The sequence below is a fragment of the Pandoraea sp. ISTKB genome, assembly GCF_001721285.1.
Lineage (GTDB): Bacteria > Pseudomonadota > Gammaproteobacteria > Burkholderiales > Burkholderiaceae > Pandoraea > Pandoraea capi.
This window is the reverse complement of the sequence record NZ_MAOS01000031.1, coordinates 52954-75217: the sequence shown is the minus strand read 5'-3', so window position 1 is coordinate 75217 and position 22264 is coordinate 52954. Positions and strand designations below refer to the sequence as shown.

Below are 22264 nucleotides of genomic sequence, written 5' to 3'. Positions count from 1 at the left end.
GGTGAAATCGCTCCGACTTCTTCCCACGGCGACCGTTGCAGCGCTCGCCGTCGTGGTGGCGTTGCCGGTCGCGTTCGTTCTGTTACAGGCAGTCTTCCCGTACCTCGCACAGGGCTCGCTGCGCGCGCCCTTTTCCGCTGTCTGGCCAACGCTGTCGCATGGCGACACGTTGCCGCTCGTCACCAACACGCTGCGTCTGGGCCTGTCGGTGGCGCTCGGCACGGCGCTGGTCGGCGGCGCGCTCGGTGCGGTTCGCGGTCTGTTCCATGTACCGGGCGCACGGCTCTGGGATCTGTGCTTCCTGCTGCCGTTTCTGGTGCCGCCATACCTCGCGGCACTGGGCTGGATGCTGCTGTTGCAAACGGGCGGCTATGCCCAGCAACTCACCGGACTCGACGCCGGACAGTTCCTGTTCTCGCTACCGGGCCTCGTCTTCGTGATGACGCTCAACATCTTCCCCGTCGTCTACTTCGCCGTCTCGCGCGCATTGGCCACGACCGGCTCGCGACTGGCCGACGTCGCACGCGTGCACGGCGCCTCGGCATGGCGTGCGTTCATGCGCGTGACGTTGCCGCTCGCGTTACCGGCGTTCGCGGCCAGTCTGCTGCTCGCGTTCACCATGGCCATCGAAGAGTTCGGCGCCCCTGCCGCGCTCGGCGCGCGTGCCGGGTTCTCCGTACTCGTCACGTCCATCGAAGGCCGCTTCGCCGACTGGCCGATCGATCTGCCGGGCGCGTCGATCCTGTCCGTGGTGCTCGCCGTGCTCGCGCTGTTCGCGTTCGTCTTGCAGCATCGACTCGCGGCGGGCAAGGACTTCGAGACGCAGACGGGCAAGCCCATCGCATCGCCGCCCCGTGAACTGGGTCGCTGGAACGCCCCCGTCATGCTCGGCTTCGGCGGTGTGGCGTTGCTCGCCACGGCCGCCCCGTTGTTCTCGATCCTGGCGACGGCCTTCTCCGGCACGCTCTCAGGCGGTCTGTCGATCGCCAATCTGACGACGGCGCACTTCGCGGCGTTGCTCGGTCAGGGCGCGGAAGGGCTCGAAGCGCTGGCGACGAGCCTGTCGCTGGCACTGGGCACATCGCTGGTCACCGGCGTACTCGGATTCCTGTGTGCATGGTGCGTCGTGAAGTCGACGATGCGTGGACGGGTACTGATCGACGGTCTCTCGCTACTGCCGCATGCGCTGCCGGGTATCGTCGTCGGTGTCGGCCTGATCCTCGCCTGGAACCTGCCGTTCTGGCCGGTCACGCCGTACAACACGTGGGGCATCCTGCTGCTCTCGTACAGTTGCCTGCTCCTGCCGTATCCGGTGCGATACACGAGCGCGGCGTTGCGTCAGATGGCGGCCTCGCTGGAAGCGGCGGCCCGCGTGCATGGCGCGCCCGCGGGCGTCACGCTGCGACGCATCACGCTGCCGCTAGTGATGCCCGCGCTCGGCGCATCGCTGATGATCGTGTTCGCCATCGCCTCGCGCGAACTGGTGACCTCGCTGCTGCTGGCGCCGAGCGGCGTGCAGACCGTCTCGATCTTCGTCTGGCGTCAGTTCGAGCAGGGCTCCATCGGTCAGGGCATGGCCATGGGTGTGGTGTCGATGGCGGTGAGCGGCACGCTGCTCATGCTGGCGTCGCTGCTGGGCAGCAAGCGCGAGAGCGCCGCCTGATCGGTGAGCACGGGCAGATGGCAGTCTCACAACTGCCATCTGCCCTGTCCATACCTCACAGTCGCCCACGCAATCTCCCTATCACCGGCGCCAGCGCAGCGGCCGCCGCAACGGGTGCCGCTGCGGTCCGGTCGCGACCCACATCGTGGTCGCACCAGCCGCGCCAGCCGCCACCATCCGTTCGCCGGACAGCGCGGCCGCTTCATCTTCCTCATCCTTGTCGACGGTCTTGCTGGTGTCGATGAATAGCGCCGCAATGACACCAGCACCGAGCAGCGCCGCCGAGATCGCGAACGGCACGTTGTAGCTGCCGCTCGTCTCGATCAGATAGCCGAATGCCACAGGCGAGATCATGCCCGCCAGCCCGAAGCCCGTGTTCATCATGCCGCCCGCCGTGCCGGCATACTTGCCGGCGATGTCGAGCGGGAGCGTCCACAGCACCGGGTTGGTGATTTCGAGGAAGAAGAACGACGACGAGAGCAGCAGCACCGCCACCATCGGGTCGGACACCATCGTCATGGGCAACAGGAACGCCAGCGATCCGCCCATGCCGACGACAAGCACCGACACCCGCGCGAAACGCAACCGGCCTGTCATCTTGTAAAGCTTGTCGGAGACGACCCCACCCAATGTGTCGCCCACCACACCGGCAAGCAACGGCAACGCTGTGAACAAGGCCAGTTGCTTGAGATCGAAGCCCTGCGATTCGCGCAGATACGACGGCATCCACGTCAGATAGACCCACAGCAGCCAGCCGTAGCAAAAGTCCACGAACGTCACGAGCCACATGCGGCGGATGAGCTTTCGCCAGGGCGTCGACGCCCGCTTGGCCCGCTCGCAATCTCCCGATCGATAGCCGATCTCCGCAGCCTCTTGTGGCGTCACGCGACGGTGCTGCTCCGGCGTGTTGGTGAACACCTTCATGTACAGCACGGTCCACGCGAGGCTCACCACACCGAGCACGATGAACGCTTCGCGCCAGCCGAACGCCACCACGATGGCGAGCACGACCGGCGGCGTAATCGCCCCGCCAAGACGCGCAAAGCTGTGGGTGATGCCTTGCGCAAACCCGCGCTCACCGACAGGCATCCAGTAAGTGAAGGCGCGCGTGGCCGTGGGGAACGCACTGCCCTCGCCAATGCCCAGCACGAAGCGCAGCACGACCAGCGTCACGATGCTGCCGGCAAATCCGGTGGCAAGCGTGGCCGCGCCCCAGATCAGCGAGAGCACCGTGAGCACCAGCTTTGGTCCGTAGCGATCCGCGAGCCATCCGCCGAAGATCTGCATGGCGGCATACGGATAGGCAAACGCCGAGAACACGAGGCCGAGCTGCACCGTCGTGAGCCCCATCTCCTGTCGGATGAATGGCCCGGCAACGGCAATGTTGACGCGATCGATGTACGAGATGAAATACATCAGGCACATGACCGCAAGAATGATGTGGCGCGTCTTCACGCGACCGGTACGCTTGTCCATGTTGTCTCCTATGTATTTACGTCGCACACGTCATGCGCGTGCGATCGTGTCCTGCATGACGGGGGACATCGCCCCCCTGGCACCGTGAATCACGAGGGTTGCAGCAGTTTCAGCCGTTGCACCTTGCCCGACGGGCCACGGGGCAACTCCGTCACGAAACGAAACTCCTTGGGGGTCTTGTAGCGGCCAAGCGTTTGCAGACAGTGCTCGCGAAGTGCCTGCACATCGGGTGGCGTATTGCCGTCGGCATGCGCCGCCTCTCGCAGCACGACGAACGCTACGATCTCCTGCCCGTAGGCGGGGTCGGGCACGCCGACGGCTGCCGCTTCGAGCACGTCGGGGTGACGCAGCAACGCTTCGTCGATCTCGCGCGGGGCGATGTTCTCGCCGCCTTTGATGATCAGCTCCTTGGCGCGCCCGGTGATGTAGAAGAAGCCGTCGTCGTCGCGATAGCCAAGGTCGCCGGTACGCAGCCAGCCGTCGGCCGTGAACGCGCCGGCGGTCTCCTCCGGCCGCTTGTAATACCCGCGCATGACCTGTGCGCCACGTAGCACCAGCTCTCCGGTCTCGCCCGGCTCGGCTTGCGATCCGTCGCGCCGGACGACTTTCGCTTCGCCCCCCGACGGCAATCCGATGCTGCCGATGCGTCTTGCCGTGGCGTCGAACGGGTTGCTGAAGACCGGCGCGGCCGTCTCAGTCATGCCCATCGTCTCGATGATGCCAATGCCGAACCGCGCCTCGAACGCACGATGGTGATCGGCGGGCAACGCCGCCGATGCGCTGCGGCAGAATCGCAGCCCAGCCAGTGCGGCGCGCTCCGGCACGTCGCCGTCGTGCACGCCGTCGAGCAAATACGCCACGATGGTCGGCACGACGTTGATCCACGTGCAGCGTGTGGCCATGACGTCGCGCCAGAAGGTACGGGCGGAGAAGCGGGGTGCCATCACCACGGAGCCGCCGTGAAACAGCGGTGTGAGCAGCGTCACCACGAGACCGTTGATGTGATACAGCGGCAGCGACGCCAGCACGCGATCGTCCTGCGTCAGCCGATGCTCCGCACTGATGAAGGCCGCATTGGCGAGCAGATTCCGATGCGAAAGCAGCACGCCCTTCGGCACGCCGGTCGTCCCCGAGGTGTACATGAGCAACGCAATGTCGCTACCGGCCAACGAGGGAGCGGCGCGGCTCACATCCAACGCCTGGATCTCCGGCAAGCCGGACGCCTCCGGCGACGTGCACACCAGCGCCACAGGCCGCGTCATGCCCTGCGCTCGTGCGGCCTCCACCGCCTGCACCACCGCCGGAAGCATCGCGTCGGAGACGAAGATCACACGCGTATCCGAGTGCTCGACGATGTATTGCAGTTGCGTCGGCTGGCACAGCAGATTGACGGGATTGACGATCAGACCGCTGTACATCGCGGCGAGGATGATGCGCGCCGTCTGCGGCCCGTTGCCCATACAGACAGAGACGATGTCGCCTTCGCGCAGCCCCGCTTCGGCAAAGCGACCTGCGAGCGCACGGCAATCGTCGCGCAATGCCTCGAACGTCAACGACGTGCCCTCGCCCTCCCCGTCGGTCAAAGCGAGCACGTACGGTCGCTGGCCGTGCGCCGACGCCTGCATGTCGATCAGTTCGCGCAACGTGGCGGCGGGCGTGGCGATCGGCTCGCGCGCCGTAACGACGGCGGCGGTCGCGACCGGATTCATGGGCGCGTTCATCGTCCGAATCTCCCGAAGTAGTCGGCGAGCAGATCGTCGGCGTCGGGGACTTCGGCGGCGATGGGGTAAGCCACGCGCGTGACGTTGAGATACTGCCGAAAGCCGAGGTTCTCGGTGAAGTTGTTCTTCCCCCAGGTGCCGCATCCCATCGAGAGCGAGAACGGCAGACCATTGTCGAAATTGCCGCCGGTGGCAAAGCAATGCGCCTGATTCACGATCACGCGCGCGACCGGGAGCGTTTCGCCCAGATGCACCGCCTGCGCCGGGTCCGCACCGTGCAATCCGACCGAATGCCCCGCACCCATGTAGTCGTAGAGGCGTGCGACAAGCGACGTCGCGTCGTCGAAGTCCTTCGCGCGATAGACGGTCAGTACCGGCGAGAGCTTCTCTCCGGAGAACGGATGATCCGCGCCCGTTCCTGTCTCTTCGACCATCAGAAAAGTGGGACGCTGCGCGGCCACGTCGTGGAGCCCGGCGAGTTCTGCAATGCGTTGCGCCGACTGCGCCGTGCACTGGCCCGAGAGTTTGCCGTCCACCCACATGACCTGCGCCAGCGCGCGCTTCTGGCTGGCGTCGAGCAACACGCCGCCCGCGCGACGCAGCGCATCGAGCATGGCGCCGTAGATACCGTCTTCGATCACCACGCTGTTCTCCGACGAGCAACTGGTCGCGTTATCGAAGGTTTTTGAGCGGGCGATCTTGTCGGCGGCATCGGCAAGATCGGCACTCCACGTGACGATCGATGCCACGTTCCCCGCCCCGACGCCGAACGCCGGGGTACCGCTCGTATAAGCCATGCGAACGTTCGCCTGCGATCCGGTCGCGACGATCAGATCCGCCTGGCGCATGAGCGATGCCGTCGCCGCCTTGCTGATCGGCTCGGGCAGCATCTGCACGAGATCCCGCGACAGACCGGCCCGCTCGAACTCGGCGTGAATGAACCGCAGCAGCAACGCGCAGGCGCTGTAGCCCTTGGGCGACGGCGCGACGATCACCGCGTTGCCGCACTTGAGCGCGTTGACGATCTTGTTCGCCGGCGTGGCCGCCGGGTTGGTCGATGGCGTAATCGCCGCCACGACGCCTACCGGCCGCGCTATCTCCACGATGCCCTTGCGGGTGTCCTCTGCAATGACGCCATGCGTCTTGCGTCCGTGCAGATCGCGCAGCAGGCCGAGTGTCTTGCGGAAGTTCTTCTGGATCTTGTCGTCGACGTTGCCGAGCCCGGTGTCGCGCACGGCCAGTTCCGCCAGTTGCCGGTTGCGCGACGGCGCCATGATGGCCCACGCCGCCGCGCTGGCTGCCGTATCGAGCGCGGATTGCCCGCCCGCCGCGAAATCGCGCTGCGCCAGTCTGGCCCGCGCGATCAGGTGCCCGACCACGGCATCGACGTCGGGTGCGCCAGTGTGCGTATCCGTGGGGAACGACCGAGGGTTCTGTGACGCAATGACCGCGCCGGGAGCCCGTGAATTCATGAGACGCCTCCTGTGGTTTTTCGATTGGGTTCGCGTAACCAATCTAGTCAACCGCGGTGGCGGCGCCGGTCTCAAATTCCCGGTCAACCCGGACACGGTCGGAGGGTGTACAGGGTGCCTCGAAATTCGGGACCGATGAAGTCCGCAAAAGCGATGAAACCGATGCACAATCAGGCTCAGCACCGCACGCAACGACGAGATTGCCAAGCGGGCAAGGCATCAAAGAGACAAGGGGACGAAGCTAGACCTCAGGAGGCGACATGACGGCATCGAATCAATCGAACGCAGCCGCAGTGCGTGCGTTTCGCGTGCTCGAAACCCTGGCAGACGCAGGCAGTCCGCTGTCGATGATGGATCTCGTGAACGCACTCGGTCTGCCGAAGCAGACGGTGCATCGCATCCTGACCCAGCTCAAGGATGCCTGGCTCATCACCCGAAGCGACAACGATCGGCGCTACGAATGCTCGCCACGCGTGCGGGCGCTCGCCGTGAACGTCTTGATGCAGACCGGGCCGGCCGCCGCGCGTCACGGCCTGCTGCAACAACTCGTCGCGAGCATCGGCGAGACGTGCAATCTCACGATGCTCTCAGGCAACGATGTGATTTACGTGGATCGTGTGGAGACGGAGTGGCCGCTGCGCATGCATTTGCAACCGGGATCGCATGTCCCGCTGCACTGCTCGGCGAGCGGTAAATTGCTGCTGAGTTTCTTGCCGAAGGAACGGCGCGAACATCTGATCGACACGCTGCCGCTACGCCGTTTCTCCGATCAGACGTTTACCGATCGCGACGCACTGCGCACGGAGTTGCAACACACACGCCGTCGCAAGATGGGCATCAACAATCAGGAACACTTGCAGGGATTGATCGCGATTGCCGTGCCGGTGCTGCTCAACCGCAATCGCGCGTGCGCCGCCATCGCCGTGCAGGCGCCCATCGGCAGGCTGACGCTCGACGATCTGCTCGCCTTCGAGCCGGAGCTTCGCTTCGCCGCCGAAGAGACGGCGAGAACGTTCCGTAACTGAGCCGCGATGGGGTCGTTGATAGCGATGCGGACGTGGCGGCCGTAGCGGCCCTCACGCTCGTGTCCGATCTGTCCCATTCGCGCCGTATCGCCTATATCGGGCTAGACAACGGCTCGGCGGGACGCACGGCGGCGTATCTGATCGCCCGTTTCGCCACCGCGACACCCGCGTGCACACCTGTCCATTAGTTGTACAGGTGTCATCCCCTCGTACGCGCTGCGATCGTTCGAAAATCCCTTCCAATCATCGAGATACTGGTGTTTCGAGACACTGGCACCGAACTTGCTGATCCCTGTGGGCGACGACGTGAAAGTCGCGCCGCATTCCCCCTCGCACAGGTTGATTTCAATTTCGTTATCACAAGGATGCCTATCGTGGACAAGATCGAACATCTCGAACGTCAGATCAAGGAACATCACGCGACGCTTGCACATCACCCGGTATTTCACTCCATCGAATCGATGCAAGGCTTGCAGACGTTCATGGAATGGCACGTCTTCGCTGTCTGGGACTTCATGTCGCTGGTCAAGCGCCTTCAGGCCGACCTCACGACCATCACGCTGCCGTGGATCGCCCCGCGCAACATCCACGCCGCGCGCCTGATCAACGAGATCGTGCTCGGCGAGGAATGCGACGAGACGCCGCAAGGGCCGATGAGCCACTTCGATCTGTACCTTGCCGCGATGCGCGATGTGGGTGCCGATACGCGTCAGATCGAAAAGCTCATCGACCTGCTGGTCGCCGGTCATAGCGTGAGCGCCGCACTTGCCGCCGTCGAAGCCCCCGCCCCCGTGCTTCGATTCGTCAATTCGACCTTCGCCACCTGCTATGAAGGCAAGACCCACCAGGTGCTCGGCAACTTCTTCTATGGCCGCGAGAACGTGATTCCCGACATGTTCCGCACGCTGCTCGACGGCTGGCAGATCGACCCGAAGAGCGTGCCGCTGCTGACCTTCTATCTCGAACGTCACATCGAAGTGGACTCCGGCGAACACGGCCCGGCCGCGCGCGCCATGATCGTCGAGTCCGCGCATAACGACGAACGTCTGCTCGTCGAAGCGCTGGAAGCCGGACTGCGTGCCATCGACGAACGCCTGCGTCTGTGGGACGGGCTGCACGAGCACATCGTCGCGACGCAAAAGGAAGCCGTCGCTGCCTGAGTTTCGAAGGCTGCAAAAGGTTCGACGGGTGGCCAAGTTCCGGTGTCTGCGCGCACAGCGCACGCCGGTCCCGCCCCCGTCTTCCCGAGCGCATGCCGGGAACTGCCAGTCGAATGCCCTCTGCCGTCCCCCATCTTCCGAGGCAACGCCATGTCATTGCAGAGTTACGTCAGCCACGCTGACCAATGGGAACAACGCGCCACGATCCGTTCGCGCCCGCGCCGCATCGTCGAAGACGACGATCTGAGCTACTACCCGGTCGAGCGCCAGCCGCTGTACGCACATCCCGCCGTGATCGACGCCGGTCGCGAGGTGCAGGACTACATCCTGCTGCAAAGCTTCTACAAGTACATCAACGACGTCATCATCTTCGAGACGGAAATCGTCAACCGCACGGCGCTCGCCATCGCCAAGTCGCGCTTCCCGTTCGAGTTCCCGTTCGCCTGCCGCAGCGATGCCATGTCGGTGGTCATCGACGAGAACTACCACGCGTACGTCGCTATGGATTACCTCGATCAGGTCGAGCGCAGCACCGGCATCGGCCCCATTGAGCAGAACAAGGAAATCGAACTCTCGCGTGCGATTCCCCGCGCCATGGAATACGTGCCGCCGCAATACGCCGCCGGCATGGAGTTGCTCGGTGTCGCCATCTCCGAGAACACCGTGACGGCCGAGGTCGCCGCCTTCTCGCGCGACACCACGCTCAAGCGCTCGGTCAAGGGCGTGATGGCCGACCATCTGGCCGACGAAGGCCGCCACTCGGTCTTCTGGATCAATCTGGTGAAGCTGTACTGGTCGGAGATCGACGAGACGGCACGCGTCGAACTCGGCAAAGGACTGCCGTTCTTCCTGCGCGAATACCTCACCAACGAGCTTCAACTCGAATTCGACCGGCGTCTGATCGACACGCTCGATTTGCCTGCCGCCACGCGCGAGCAGATCGCGAACGACATGGTCGGGGCGTATCCGATCACGAATCAGCATCCGATGATCGTCAACATCCGCAAGTTCTTGAAGATGGCGGGCCTGCTCGAGCATGAGCCCACGCGCGCAGCCATCGCGCAATACCTGTGAGGAACGAGTCATGAGAGCGATTTCCTTCGCCATTGCGGGCAACAACCGCCTCGGGGCGCGTCTGTTCGCCGCCCTTCACGACATGGGGCACGACGTCACCCCGTTGAGCCACACGGGCGGCCCGCTCACCGAGATGGCCGAGCAACTGGGGGCGTTCGTCCCCACGCCGGGCACCGCGCCGCTCGCCGTCGAGTGGCGCATCGACTGTGGCGACATCACCCCGGAAATCGCCTGCACTGCGCGGCAGGTGCTCACCTTCCGCGCCTTCGCGCCCGCCTTCCCGCCGTCACGCGCATCGCTCACGTGGCAATGGCCCGGGGCGAAGGGCGACATCGATGTGGCCACGACCGAATGCGACTTCGGCAATCCGCGTTGCGGCGCCGATCTCATCGCGCAAATCGATGCCGAAGCCGAAGCCATGCTCGTGGATATCGTCAGCCAGCTCGGCCGCGACATCCTGACGCCCGAAGCGCTCGCCTCGCGCGCCATCGCCGAAGTGCCGCCGGGCAGCATTGCCCTCGATCTGCACCGTCTGACCGGCTGGCATGCGAGCAACGAAACGGCCCGCACGATCGCGCTGGAGCCTTCGCTGCCGGAAATGGTCTCGCGCCGCGCACTGGCGGCCCCCACCGCCATCGCATTGCGCGACGAACACGGCGACGTCGATTACCGGACCTTCGTCGCGGCGTCGATGAAGCTTGCGATCGATCTCGCCGCGCTCCTGCCGAAAACCACACCGGACGACGGTTCGCCGCATGTCGTCGCCGTACGCTTGCCCAAATCGCGGCTGCTGTACACGGCGATCCTCGGCGCGATCGGCGCGGGTGCGGCCTATGCGCCGCTCGACCCGTCGTTCCCGCCCGAGCGCGTGCGCCAGATTCTCGAACAGAGCCGCGCCGCCTGCCTCATCACCGACGACGATTTCGACACGAGCATCCTCGACGGCCTGGACATCAAGGTCATCCGACTGCGCTCGCTCAATGTCGCGAACGTGGCCATCGGCGTGACGGCATGGCCGGTGGAGCGTTTCGAGGACCGCGCCAGTCGCTGCGCCATCACGATCTTCACATCGGGATCGACGGGCACGCCCAAGGGCGTGATGCTCACGCACCGGAACATCGTTCACTTCTGCCACTGGTATCGCGACTACATCGGTCTCGACGCCAGCTCCCGCGCATTGCAGTTCTGCACGGTCGCGTTCGACGTCTCGCTGCTCGACATCTTCCCGACGTTCCTCGCGGGCGCGACGCTGGTGATTCCGACGGAGGCGCAACGCCACGCGCTCGACGACCTCAGCACGCTCATCGAACGCGAAGCCGTCACGCACGCCTTCTTGCCGCCCGCCTTGCTCGGTGTCATGCCCGACGCGCAGTGGCCGGCCCTGCGTCACCTGCTCACCGGTGGCGACGTGTGCTTCCCCGACACGATCGCCCGCTGGAGTCAGGGACGCGAATTCCACAACATCTTCGGCCCGGCAGAGTGCACCGTGCTCGTCACCATCGCGCGCCTCAAAGCCGGTGACAGCAACCGCCTGATCGGTCGTCCCATCGCGAACGTGCGCTGCTACGTGCTCACGGAGACGGGACAACCCGCGCTGTCCGGCGAGCCGGGCGAACTGTGCGTGGCCGGCGCCGGTGTGGCCGACGGGTATCTGCACCGCCCGGATCTCACCGAGCGCAGCTTCGTGCCGAATCCCTTCGCTGACCCGATGGGCACCTGGCCCTCGGCGCGCGACGAGAAGCTCTATCGCACGGGCGACATCGTGCAATGGGACGACGACGGTCTGCTGCACTTCGTCGGCCGCCGCGACGCGCAAGTCAAGATTCGCGGTTTCCGCGTCGAACTCGGCGAGATCGAATCCGCGGCGCTGGCCACCGGTCTCTTCGGCCAATGCGCCTGCGTGGTCGACGACCGCAAGCGCATCCGGGGCTTCGTCGCCCGCACGCTGACGGCCGGCGCCACGGGCGACGCGCTGCGCGACCTGCTCTTGGCGCGTCTGCCGGACTACATGGTGCCGTTCGAGATCGTCGTGCTCGACGCACTGCCCGCGACCAACAACGGCAAGATCGACCGTAGCGCGCTCGCCCATCTGTCCGTGCAGCGTGCGCTGCCGACCGACGCCGCAGCGCAGGAGCCGCTCACCGAGACCGAGACGAACCTGCGTGCGCTGTGGGCGCGTCTGCTCGATCTCGAACCGTTCGAGATCGGCCGCGACGACTCCTTCTTCAACCTCGGCGGCCACTCGTTGCTCGTCTCGCGGCTGATGCTTGCCGTCAAGAAGGAGTTCGGCGGCAACGCGCCGCTGGCGCGCTTCATGGAACGCCCCACCATCGGTGCGCTCGCTTCGCTGCTCGCGAACGACGACGTGAACAAGGGCGAACGGATTCCGCAGCGGGTCTTCGACGACATGGCGCTGCCCGACGACATCCGTCCGGTCGACGGACTGCGTCCGGTGGCGGATCGCGCACGCGCGGTGCTGCTTACCGGCGCGAACGGCTTCCTCGGCACGTTCATCGCCGCCGAGCTGATCGCGCAGACCTCGGCGACCGTGCATTGCATGGTGCGCGCCGCGAGCCAGAAGGAAGGGGAAGCGCGGCTGGCGCAGGCGTTCCAGGCCAACGGGCTGGCATCACTCGCCGGACATCCCCGACTGAAGGTCGTTCTCGGCGACCTGACCCAGCCCCGGCTCGGTCTGTCGCCGGAGACCTGGCGCACGCTCGCCCACGACATCGACGCGATCTATCACAACGGCGCGCACGTCAACCACGTCTACGACTATCCGTATCTGTACGACGCGAACGTCGGCGCGACGCTCGAACTGCTGCGCCTCGCCTGCGAGTTCCGCAACAAGTCGATGCACTTCGTCTCGACGCTGTCCGCCGCGAGCGCCGTGGATGCCAACGGTCACGTGCTGGAGCAGGGTCCGGCGCGCAACGCCCCGGCCTTCGTGAACAACGGCTACAACGTGACGAAGTGGGTGGCCGAGCATCTGGTCTGGGAAGCGGCCGAGCGCGGCATCGACGCCACGATCCTGCGCCCCGGCAACATCACGGGTGTCGCGGGCACGGGGCTGTGCCAACCGACGCGCAACCGCATTCTGCTGCTCGTCAAAGGCTCGCTGCAACTGGGCGCCGCGCCCGCCGGCGACACCGACTTCGACTTCACGCCGGTGGACTTCCTTGCGCGCGCCATGGTGCGCTGCACGACCGATCCGCAGCGCGAGCTGCGCGTGTTCCATCTCCAGAACCCGCAGCCGCTGACGTGGGAGGACTATCTCGGCGCGCTCGCGCAATGCGGTTACTCGCTCGCACTGGAGGAGCCTGCCGACTGGCGCAACCGGTTGACGTCCATCGACGAGAGCAATGCGCTGTTCGACGTGGTCGCGTTCTATCTCGACGACAGTCAGGAGGACATCGGCGACATGGCGCGCATCGCCCACCGGGAGACCGCGCAAACCCTTCAACGTCTGGGCATCGCGTATCCGCGCAAAGATGACGCCCTGCTCTCCCATCACTTCCGCTATCTCATCGACAGCGGATTCCTGCCCGAGCCGGGCGGCAGCGGTACCCGGCGCACCGAACGCGAAACGGAGACGGCATCCGTCGCCTGATCGCCCGGCCAATCGTCATACCCACTGATATTCGCGCAGTCCCTTTTTTTCCTATCGAGGAGTTCATCATGCTGAAAAAAGTCCGCACCGAACTGCAACCCGATACGCTGATCCACAACCTGACGACGACGGTCCACGCCGGCGTTGCGGACCTCGATGCCTCTGCGCGCGACGTCTGGAACATCGTGGGCCGCTTCGACGGTTACAACCGTTTCGTCACGGGGCTGGAATACATTCAAATGACCGGCACCGCGACGGGGCCGCGCTCGCTGCGTCACAAGCACTTCACCGGCGGCGATCTGGTCGTGGAGCAACTCAACACGCGAGACGACGACGCCATGACGATGAGCTGGACGCTGATCTACACGACGTTCGACATCGGCAACATGTGGGCGTCGATGGAAGTCGTGCCGCGCGGCGACAAGGCCTGTACGGCGACCTATCGCATCGTGGGCGAAGCGCGTTCGGGCAATCCGAAGGATCAACCGGCGTTCGACGCCTTCGCCGTCGGCTTCCTCAAGATGGCGATGGACAACCTGCGCAAGATGTTTAACGAGTGATCGTTCGGCGGTGCCAGCGCGGGTGCCAACGTTGATCTTCCTCGTCGATCTCCCTCGCAGGCATCGCGCATTCGTCTCACGCTTCTCGCCCCCAAACGCCGCACCGCGGGGGCGATCCCTCCTCATTTCGCTTCGTCACGGACCGCCTCATGGACAGACATCTCCCGCCCGCCGGCCGCTGGCAACTCGCGGCGCGCGCGCAACGCATGCAGCCGTCGGCGCTGCGTGAACTCCTCAAGGTCGCCGAGCGGCCCGACATCATCTCGTTCGCGGGCGGTCTGCCCTCGCCGTATGCGCTGCCGGTCGAACGCCTTCAGGCGTCGGTCGAGCGCATTCTGCAACGCGACGCGGTCGGGGCGCTGCAATACGGGCCGTCCGAGGGCTACCTGCCGTTGCGAGAGGCAATTGCCGCACGGCTCACGCGTCAGGGCGCCGCCGTCAGTCCTTCGCAAGTGCTCGTGACGACCGGCTCGCAACAGGCCCTCGATCTCGTCGCACGCGTGCTCGTCGATCCGGGCTCGCGCGTGCTGATCGAGACGCCCACGTACCTCGGCGCCGTGCAAGCGCTTGCCCAGTACGAGCCCGTCTTCGAAGAGGCGCCTGCGGACGCCGCCGGGCTGCTTCCCGAGCGCATGGACGAAGCGTCGATGCGTAACGCGCGACTGCTCTACACCCAGCCGAATTTCCAGAACCCGACGGGGCGCACTCTCGCGCTCGATCGTCGAATCGCGCTGGTGTCGAAAGCCTCACGCAACGGCTTGCTGCTCGTCGAAGACGACCCTTACGGCGAGCTGGTCTATAGCGGTGTCACGCCACCGTCGCTGCTTTCGATGGCGCCGGATGGCGTCGTGCATCTCGGCTCGTTCTCCAAAGTCATCGCGCCCGGCTTGCGCGTGGGTTACGTCGTCGCGCCCGAGGAATTGATGGGCAAGCTGCTGCAAGCCAAGCAGGCGAGCGATCTGCATACCACTGGCATCACGCAACGGCTCGCGCACGCCCTGTTGACCGATGGCGAATACGACACCCATCTCGACGCCATTCGCCTGCGCTACCGCGCGCAATGCGTCCTCATGCTCAAATGCCTCGCCGAACAGATGCCCGAGGGCGTGTCCTGGACGCGTCCCACGGGCGGCATGTTCCTCTGGGTGACGTTGCCGGCCGGTATCGACAGCGCGAGTCTGTTCGACGATGCGCTCGCACGCGGCGTCGCGTTCATTCCGGGCGCGTCGTTCCACGCCGTCGCGCCGAAGGCCAACACGATGCGCCTCACGTTCACGACCGCGACGCCTTCGCAGATCGAGACAGGCATCGCACGTCTCGCACAGGCCATCAAGGCGCGACTTCGCACGACAGAAGCCTGTCTCACGACCTCCTGAAGCCCCACGCCGGACGCCGTCGTCGTCGACGCCTGCAATCTCCGTGACGACGGCGTCTCACGCGCACGCCTGAAGCGTGGCGTCGGACGGCTCGAACAATCCGAGGTTTTGCGCCGTCTGCACGAAGCGCGGCACGCAGGGATTGCTGCTCTTCTCGTTCCACACAAGTGCCACGTCGATGTGCGGCGCGTGCAGCAACGGCACGAACTGCACGTTCTCCGCGCGCGTGCTGCGCATCGAGCTATGCACGAGCGCCACGCCCAGCCGCTGTCCGACGAGATTCACGATCGTTTGCTGGAAGTTGGTCTCGAGCCGCACGCGTGGTGAAAACCCCGCCTGACGGCAGTGCTCGGTGATCGTGTTGTGGATGAACGGCGACGCCTCTCGCGGCGAGATGATGAAAGCGTCGTCACGCAGCTCACCGATGGAGATCGCGGTGCGGGCCGCAAGCCGATGACCGGCGGGTAGCGCCGCCACCAGCGGCTCGCGAAAGATGGTTTCCGTGCACAGCTCGTCGGTCGCATCGGAGGAATACATGATGCCGACGTCCACTTTCCCGCAGCGCAACTGATCGGCCAGTTCCGTCGGAATCGTTTCCCTGAGTTTGACTTCGATACGCGGAAATGCCGCAGCAAACGCGCGCGTGAGCACCGGCAGCACACTGCACGCGACAGCAAACATGAAGCCGGCACAAAGCATGCCGGAATCGCCGACCTCGGCAGCGCGTGCGTGCGAGCGTGCCTGATCGAGCGTGGCGAGCACAGAACGGGCATCGCGGTAGAAGCGCTGCCCTGCCGCGGTGAGCGCGACGCTGCGCTGTGTGCGTTGAAACAGTACAACGCCCAACTCCTCTTCGAGCATCGCGATCTGACGCGATAACGGCGGTTGCGAGATATGCAGCAGGTTCGCTGCGCGCCCGAAGTGAAGTGTTTCAGCCAGTACTACGAAATAGCGAAGTTGCCTCAGTTCCATGGAGCCTTCTCCCCCTTAAAAGAACATCGGTTTCTATTCATAGCGAACCGGTATCAGTCATCGCATCATATGGTATTGGAGACCTCTCGAAAATCGAACTATCCTTGGTTTTGCTTTATGGAGCACCCCCCACGGCATTCGCCACGATGCGATCTCGCGCCGCCAAACGCAGCGCTCGCCAATTCCAATAAAGTCAATGAGAGACGCTATGTACGCCCACGATCCGCTGGACCGTTCAAACGCAAACTTTCAGTCTTCGTCCAGGCCGTCGCTCGACCGGCTCTGCGGTAACGACTCCTCGATGCTGGCGACCCTTGCCCGTGCCCGCCTGCTCATCGATCGCCAGCTTCCCATCCTGATTCTTGGAGAAACCGGTACCGGCAAGGAATACCTCTCACGGGCGCTGCATGACTACAGCGCCCGCCGTCGCGCCAGCATGGTGTCGGTCAATTGCGGCTCGATCCCGGAAAACCTCATCGAAAGCGAACTGTTTGGCTATCAACGCGGCGCATTCTCCGGCGCGCTCAATACCGGCATGAAAGGCAAGGTCGTGCAGGCCGATGGCGGCACACTGTTTCTCGACGAAATCGGCGACATGCCGTTCGCACAACAGACGCGTTTGCTGCGTGTGCTTTCCGAACGGGAGGTCACGCCCATTGGTTCCGCCACCCCCGTGCCCGTCGATCTCCAACTCATTTGTGCGACGCACCAGAACCTGGAATCACGAGTTCAGGCGGGCGCGTTTCGCGAGGACCTTTACTATCGGGTCGCCGTCGGCATCGTGCATCTACCTCCACTACGACTACGGCAAGACCGCGCCTGGTTGCTCGATACGATGATCGTCGCGGAGTCGCGCGGCAACGCCGGCTTCGCATCGCTCGACAACGAAACCCGTGAGCTGCTGCTCTCCTACTCGTGGCCGGGCAATCTGCGTCAAATGCGTGCTGCGGTTCAGTACGCGTGCGCCGTCAAAAGCGACGACACGATCCGGGTGCACGATCTGCCGGCGAATCTCGTGCAAAGCGCGACATCTGCGGCCACGCGTGCAGCGGCGCCGGTCACCGCGCTGCCCAGCCTGCCCGGCAATATTCAGATTGCCCCGATCGCCACGCTCTCGGCCATTGCCAACGGCGAGCGCGAAATCATCATTCGCGTGCTGTCGTCGCGGCGCTGGAACATCTCGGCCGCCTCCCGCGAACTCGGCATCTGCCGCACGTCGCTCTATCGCAAACTGCGCGAACTTCACATTCCTCACGTGCGCGACATGGGCAGCGACGTCCTGCTCGGCTCGGAACGCTGAACCCGTCGACGGGCGGCGATGTGTGCCGCCCGTCTTCCTGACTGCTGTCTTGCTACCCTGCTGCGTCCTTCCTGACTTCCTCTGCCTTATGCCGGATCGGCCAGCAGCGCCATCATGGCCGTCGCTTTGTAACGAGATCCGGTAGTCGCCCCTGCACCGAAGTGCGCGTCGAGCGTGCGCGTCATGGCGGGCTCGATGTGCAGGCTCGCCGCCCCAAGGTTTTCCTCCAGACGCCCCACCCGACGGGTGCCGGGAATCGGCACGATGTCGTCGCTGCGTGAGAGCAACCACGCGAGCGCCAGTTGTGCCGGCGTTGCACCGATCTGTGTCGCATAGCCTGCGAGCGTCTTTGCCAGCTTCACGTTCGCGTCGAAGTTTTCGCCCTGCAAACGCGGGTCGGACGTACGGCGGGAGTCCCCCTCCGGGAAGTCCTCTGCGCGGCGTGCCGTGCCCGTAAGAAAGCCGCGTCCGAGCGGTGCGAAGGGCACGAGCCCTACGCCCAGCTCACGCAGGCACGGCAGGATCGACGCTTCCAGATCACGGTGCCAGAGCGAGTATTCGCTTTGCAGCGCGCTGACCGGATGCACGGCGTGCGCGCGGCGAATCGTTCGCTCACCCGCTTCCGACAATCCGAAGTAGCGCACCTTGCCTGCCTTGACGAGTTCGCCGACCGTGCCCGCCACGTCTTCGATCGGCACATTGGGATCGACGCGATGCTGATAGAGCAAATCGATGTAATCGGTACCCAGCCGTGAGAGGCTCGCATCGACGACCTCGCGAATGTGCTCGGGACGACTATCGGCCCCCGTCACCGCACCATTCTCGAAGCGGAATCCGAACTTGGTCGCAATGATCGCTTTGTCGCGACGCCCCTTGAGCACACGCCCGAGCAGCCGTTCGTTCTCGAACGGTCCGTACACCTCCGCGGTGTCGAAGAAGTTGCATCCCATTTCCAATGCCCGTTCCAATACGCGAACCGACTCGGTATCGTCTGAGGGGCCATAGGCATAACTCATGCCCATGCAACCGAGTCCAATGGCGGGGACTTCCAGTCCCTGATTCCCAAGCCGGCGTGTTGGCAGCATCGCAAAACTCCTGTGGTGTGGTCGTGAGTCCGGCGTCGCAAAGATGGCAGACAAGCGACACCGGTACGTCGTCATCACCATGCAAGTTTCGAACCATTCCGGTGTTCGCCAGCCTGATATTTCCCTCATGCCGGAAGCGCGACGCCCGCCACCCTCTCACAACCCGCATGCCTGCACACGATCGCTGCGTCGGACCCTGTTTTGTCGTGCACGAAACGTCGTGAAAATGGTGCGACGCGAGACCGTTCGTCTCCGCTCGACGGGACCGTACAGCTGTCCGGCACTGCGACACCTGTCGCACGTTGCGACAGGTGTCCGTGCGTGCGGGCGCTCGTCGAACTCGTGACAGGCTTTGCGAGCGCTGCCGCGCGAAGCGACGGGTTCACGGTGGCATTCAAATTGCTTGGAGTCCGTCATTTGTCCTCGCCGCCGAAGCGGCGCACGACACACGATGACAAACGACAATACGGCCACGCAAGCCCATGACAAGCCGAGCGGGTCAGAGGGGCTCGGCACACGCAATACGTTCAGCACGCTCGCCGGGCTCACCGGGCTTGCGCTATACGGGACATCGACCAGTGTTCTGACTCGCTTCAGGGGATGGACGGCACATTTGACGCCGGACGAGAGCAAGCGCGCCGATGCCTTTTCCCGACCGGCCGATCGGGATGATTATGTGGCGGCACATATCCTTGCGCGCGTGGCAGCGGCGCGTGTCACGGGCTGCCCCGACACACCGGGGGCCGCCGCGCGCACCTACCTCCTCGTGCAGCGCTGCGAACAATGCGGCGGTGCGCACGGACGCCCTCGCCTGCCTGCCCATCCCGGCTTGCATGTCAGCCTGAGCCACACCCGGGGTGCGGTCGCGGCAGCGTGCGCCATCGCGCCGGTCGGCATCGACATCGAACACTGGGACGAAGCGTTATCGCTCGACATCGACCTGCCAGGCGTGAACCCGCGCGAGCGCAGTCGACTCGGCGCGTTCGCGAGCGTGGCATTTACGCATCACGCGCCGTCGCCGCGTGCGCTGGCGTGGCTGCGTCTGTGGACGCGCAAGGAAAGTCTCGTCAAGGTCGGCGGCACCACATTGGAAGGCATGAGCGCCATCGACCTCTCGGGGCTGCCGATGAGCGAAACGCCGCTGCGCGTATGGCAACGCCGTGTCACCCACGACATCTGGGCCATGACGGACTGGCTCGACCCGATGCTACGGATTACCGGCACGGTGTCGGGCGCAGGCAATGTCAGCGTCGAGCGTATCGATGGGTGAGCGGCGAAGGCCGGGCGGCTGACGTCGCACAGAAAAGCAAAACGCCCATGCACGATGTCATGAGCGCTTCGCGTACTGCATGTCGATCGGTGCTGCGGTCCTGTGACCGCAAACACCGTCTTCGGGATCAGGCCGCCACGGCAGCGGCTTCCGCCACCATCTCGTCTTCGACCGAACTGAGCATCAGATGCTCGAACGCGCCGAGCGATGCCTTGGCGCCCTCGCCAACGGCGATCACGATCTGCTTGAACGGCACTGTCGTCACGTCGCCCGCCGCGAACACGCCCGGCACAGACGTCGCGCCCTTGGCATCGACTTCGATCTCGCCATGACGCGAGAGCGCGACCGTGCCCTTGAGCCACTCGGTGTTCGGCACGAGACCGATCTGCACGAACACGCCTTCGAGCGCAATCGTCGAACGCTCGCCCGTTGCACGGTCGAGATACGTCAGACCGTTGACCTTCTGGCCGTCACCGACGATTTCCGTCGTTTGCGCATTCATCAGCACGCGCACGTTCGGCAGGCTGCGCAGCTTGCGCTGAAGCACTTCGTCGGCGCGCAGTTGCGTGCCGTATTCGATCAGCGTGACTTCCTTGACGATGCCCGCCAGATCGATCGCCGCTTCCACGCCCGAGTTGCCGCCACCGACCACGGCAACGCGCTTGCCCTTGAACAACGGGCCGTCGCAGTGCGGGCAGTAGGCGACACCACGATTGCGGTATTCGCGCTCGCCCGGTGCGCCGATTTCGCGCCAGCGGGCGCCGGTCGCCAGCACCACGGCACGCGCCTTGAGCACCGCGCCGCTGGCCAGATGCACTTCGTGAATCTTGCCGGGGATCAAGGCTTCGGCACGCTGCGTGTCGATCACGTCGACGTCATACGATTTCACGTGTTGCTCCAGCGCCGTGGCGAACTTCGGCCCTTCGGTGTGCGTGACGGAGACGAAGTTTTCGATCGCCATCGTGTCGAGCACTTGGCCGCCAAAGCGCTCGGCGACGACGCCCGTCACGATGCCCTTGCGCGCCGCGTAAATGGCTGCGGCTGCGCCTGCCGGGCCACCGCCCACGATCAGCATGTCGTAGACCGGCTTGTTCTCGAGCGCCTTGGCCGCACGTGCGGTCGCGCCCGTGTCGAGCTTCGCGAGCAGTTCCTTCACGCTGGTGCGGCCTTGCGTGAACGATTCGCCGTTGAGGAACACCGTCGGCACCGCCATCACCTGACGCGCTTCGACTTCGCTCTGGAACAGCGCACCGTCGATGGTGACTTGCTGGATACGCGGGTTGATGAGCGCCATCACGTTCAGTGCCTGCACGACTTCCGGGCAGTTCTGGCACGACAGCGAAATGTACGTCTCGAAGCGGAAATCGCCGTCGAGATCGCGAATCTGCGCGATGGTGTCGTCGTCGAGCTTGAGCGGATGACCACCGACCTGCAGCAGCGCGAGCACCAGCGACGTGAACTCATGACCCATCGGCAATCCTGCGAAACGGATGCGCGGTGCCTCACCCGGCGTGCCGATCGCGAAGGACGGACGACGCTCGTTGGCGTCATCACGCGACACGACGGCAATCTTGTCCGACAGCGGCGCGATCTCGTCGACCAGCGCCTTCATTTCGGCAGACTTGGGGCTATCGTCGAGCCACACGGCGATCTCGATGGGGCGCGTGACTTTCTGGAGGTACGTTTGCAACTGGGCTTTGAGGTTCGCGTCCAACATGGCTTTGTTTCCGTCTCGATAGGGTGAGCGAGGTCCACCGCGTCGGCCGTCGGCTGGCGCAGATGAGTTGTCGGGAATTCGGGGTTGGGTGCCGGCGCAGCGGGGTTTAGGGGGGACCCGCGCGCCGGCAGGACACGCCGCTCTGTGACGGGAGCGGCGCTTACAGCAACGAAACGACGATGCGGTTTCGGTAATGCGTGACGCTTAGATCTTGCCGATCAGGTCGAGCGACGGGCTCAGCGTTTCAGCGCCCGGCGTCCACTTGGCGGGGCACACTTCACCCGGGTGAGCGGCGATGTACTGAGCGGCTTGCACCTTGCGCAGCAGTTCCTTGGCGTCACGGCCGATGCCGTTGTCATGGATTTCGCACAGCTTGATCTCGCCTTCCGGGTTGATCACGAACGTGCCGCGCAGGGCCAGACCTTCTTCCTCGATCAGCACGTCGAAGTTGCGCGAGATCGCCAGCGTCGGGTCGGCAACCATCGGGTACTGGATCTTCTGGATCGTGTCCGACGTGTCGTGCCAGGCCTTGTGCGTGAAATGCGTGTCGGTCGAGACGCTGTAGATTTCAACGCCCAGCTTCTTGAATTCTTCGTAGTTGTCGGCCAGATCGCCAAGCTCGGTCGGGCACACGAAGGTGAAGTCGGCCGGGTAGAACACCACCACCGACCACTTGCCCTTCAGGGTCTCGTCGGTCACGGTGATGAAGTCGCCATTTTGGTAGGCGTTGGCTTTGAACGGCTTGATCTGGGTGTTGATGATCGGCATGACGTTGTCTCTTGG

At 64.6% G+C, this 22264-nt stretch carries 17 protein-coding genes; 10 read left to right on the top strand and 7 right to left on the bottom strand.

Annotated elements, in window-relative coordinates; genetic code table 11:
• The first annotated feature begins 1 nt into the window (after window position 1).
• The gene (locus tag A9762_RS11500; RefSeq protein ID WP_069342177.1) at window positions 2-1663 is read left to right on the top strand and encodes an iron ABC transporter permease; all 1662 of its coding nucleotides are present in this window, start codon (window positions 2-4) and stop codon (window positions 1661-1663) included.
• 81 nt (window positions 1664-1744) lie between these two features.
• Here A9762_RS11500 and A9762_RS11495 read toward each other — a convergent pair whose 3' ends face one another.
• From A9762_RS11495 to A9762_RS11485, 3 genes are all read right to left on the bottom strand, one after another.
• Entirely contained in the window at window positions 1745-3139 is a 1395-nt protein-coding gene (locus tag A9762_RS11495) for an MFS transporter (protein ID WP_069342176.1), read from the bottom strand.
• An 89-nt stretch (window positions 3140-3228) separates the two neighbouring features.
• A complete protein-coding gene (locus A9762_RS11490; protein ID WP_240493518.1) occupies window positions 3229-4860 on the bottom strand; it encodes an AMP-binding protein in 1632 nt (543 codons plus the stop codon).
• The gene (locus A9762_RS11485; protein WP_069342175.1) at window positions 4857-6332 is read right to left on the bottom strand and encodes an aldehyde dehydrogenase family protein; all 1476 of its coding nucleotides are present in this window, start codon (window positions 6330-6332) and stop codon (window positions 4857-4859) included. The genes A9762_RS11490 and A9762_RS11485 overlap by 4 nt, the downstream gene beginning before the upstream one ends.
• Before the next feature lie 260 nt (window positions 6333-6592).
• On the opposite strand from A9762_RS11485, the gene A9762_RS11480 reads away from it, so the two are divergent.
• The 7 genes from A9762_RS11480 to A9762_RS11455 all read left to right on the top strand — a co-directional run bounded on the left by A9762_RS11480 (window position 6593) and on the right by A9762_RS11455 (window position 15137).
• Complete coding sequence (locus tag A9762_RS11480) at window positions 6593-7357, top strand: IclR family transcriptional regulator (RefSeq protein WP_069342174.1); 765 nt, start codon at window positions 6593-6595, stop codon at window positions 7355-7357.
• 32 nt (window positions 7358-7389) lie between these two features.
• Entirely contained in the window at window positions 7390-7545 is a 156-nt protein-coding gene (locus tag A9762_RS28510; RefSeq protein ID WP_371442815.1) for a hypothetical protein, read from the top strand.
• Between the two features lie 186 nt (window positions 7546-7731).
• Window positions 7732-8517 (top strand): DUF3050 domain-containing protein, encoded by a 786-nt coding sequence (locus A9762_RS11475; RefSeq protein WP_069342173.1) that lies wholly within the window; start codon window positions 7732-7734, stop codon window positions 8515-8517.
• A 150-nt stretch (window positions 8518-8667) separates the two neighbouring features.
• A complete protein-coding gene (locus A9762_RS11470; protein WP_069342172.1) occupies window positions 8668-9591 on the top strand; it encodes a diiron oxygenase in 924 nt (307 codons plus the stop codon).
• A gap of 10 nt (window positions 9592-9601) precedes the next feature.
• Window positions 9602-13201: an amino acid adenylation domain-containing protein gene (locus A9762_RS11465; protein ID WP_069342171.1), complete on the top strand. Its 3600-nt coding sequence runs from the start codon at window positions 9602-9604 to the stop codon at window positions 13199-13201.
• 68 nt (window positions 13202-13269) lie between these two features.
• Window positions 13270-13761 carry an SRPBCC family protein gene (locus A9762_RS11460; protein ID WP_069342170.1) on the top strand — a complete coding sequence of 164 codons (492 nt, stop codon included), beginning with the start codon at window positions 13270-13272 and terminating at the stop codon, window positions 13759-13761.
• Between the two features lie 149 nt (window positions 13762-13910).
• Window positions 13911-15137: a PLP-dependent aminotransferase family protein gene (locus tag A9762_RS11455; protein WP_069342169.1), complete on the top strand. Its 1227-nt coding sequence runs from the start codon at window positions 13911-13913 to the stop codon at window positions 15135-15137.
• A gap of 57 nt (window positions 15138-15194) precedes the next feature.
• On the opposite strand, the gene A9762_RS11450 is transcribed toward A9762_RS11455, so the two are convergent.
• On the bottom strand, window positions 15195-16109 hold the full coding sequence (locus A9762_RS11450) for a LysR family transcriptional regulator (RefSeq protein ID WP_069342168.1): 915 nt from the start codon (window positions 16107-16109) through the stop codon (window positions 15195-15197).
• A 301-nt stretch (window positions 16110-16410) separates the two neighbouring features.
• Here A9762_RS11450 and A9762_RS11445 point away from each other — a divergent pair, with 301 nt between their 5' ends.
• Window positions 16411-17409 (top strand): sigma-54-dependent Fis family transcriptional regulator, encoded by a 999-nt coding sequence (locus A9762_RS11445; protein WP_371442813.1) that lies wholly within the window; start codon window positions 16411-16413, stop codon window positions 17407-17409.
• Between the two features lie 86 nt (window positions 17410-17495).
• On the opposite strand, the gene A9762_RS11440 is transcribed toward A9762_RS11445, so the two are convergent.
• Window positions 17496-18494 carry an aldo/keto reductase gene (locus tag A9762_RS11440; RefSeq protein ID WP_069342166.1) on the bottom strand — a complete coding sequence of 333 codons (999 nt, stop codon included), beginning with the start codon at window positions 18492-18494 and terminating at the stop codon, window positions 17496-17498.
• Window positions 18495-18945: 451 nt separating this feature from the next.
• Between A9762_RS11440 and A9762_RS11435 the strand changes: the two genes are divergently transcribed.
• Window positions 18946-19764 (top strand): 4'-phosphopantetheinyl transferase superfamily protein, encoded by an 819-nt coding sequence (locus tag A9762_RS11435; protein WP_139133178.1) that lies wholly within the window; start codon window positions 18946-18948, stop codon window positions 19762-19764.
• Window positions 19765-19891: 127 nt separating this feature from the next.
• Here A9762_RS11435 and ahpF read toward each other — a convergent pair whose 3' ends face one another.
• Window positions 19892-21481 (bottom strand): alkyl hydroperoxide reductase subunit F, encoded by a 1590-nt coding sequence (ahpF, locus tag A9762_RS11430; RefSeq protein WP_069342164.1) that lies wholly within the window; start codon window positions 21479-21481, stop codon window positions 19892-19894.
• Between the two features lie 204 nt (window positions 21482-21685).
• Window positions 21686-22249, bottom strand: a complete 564-nt coding sequence (gene ahpC / locus A9762_RS11425) for an alkyl hydroperoxide reductase subunit C (RefSeq protein ID WP_069342163.1) — start codon at window positions 22247-22249, stop codon at window positions 21686-21688.
• Window positions 22250-22264: the final 15 nt, after the last annotated feature.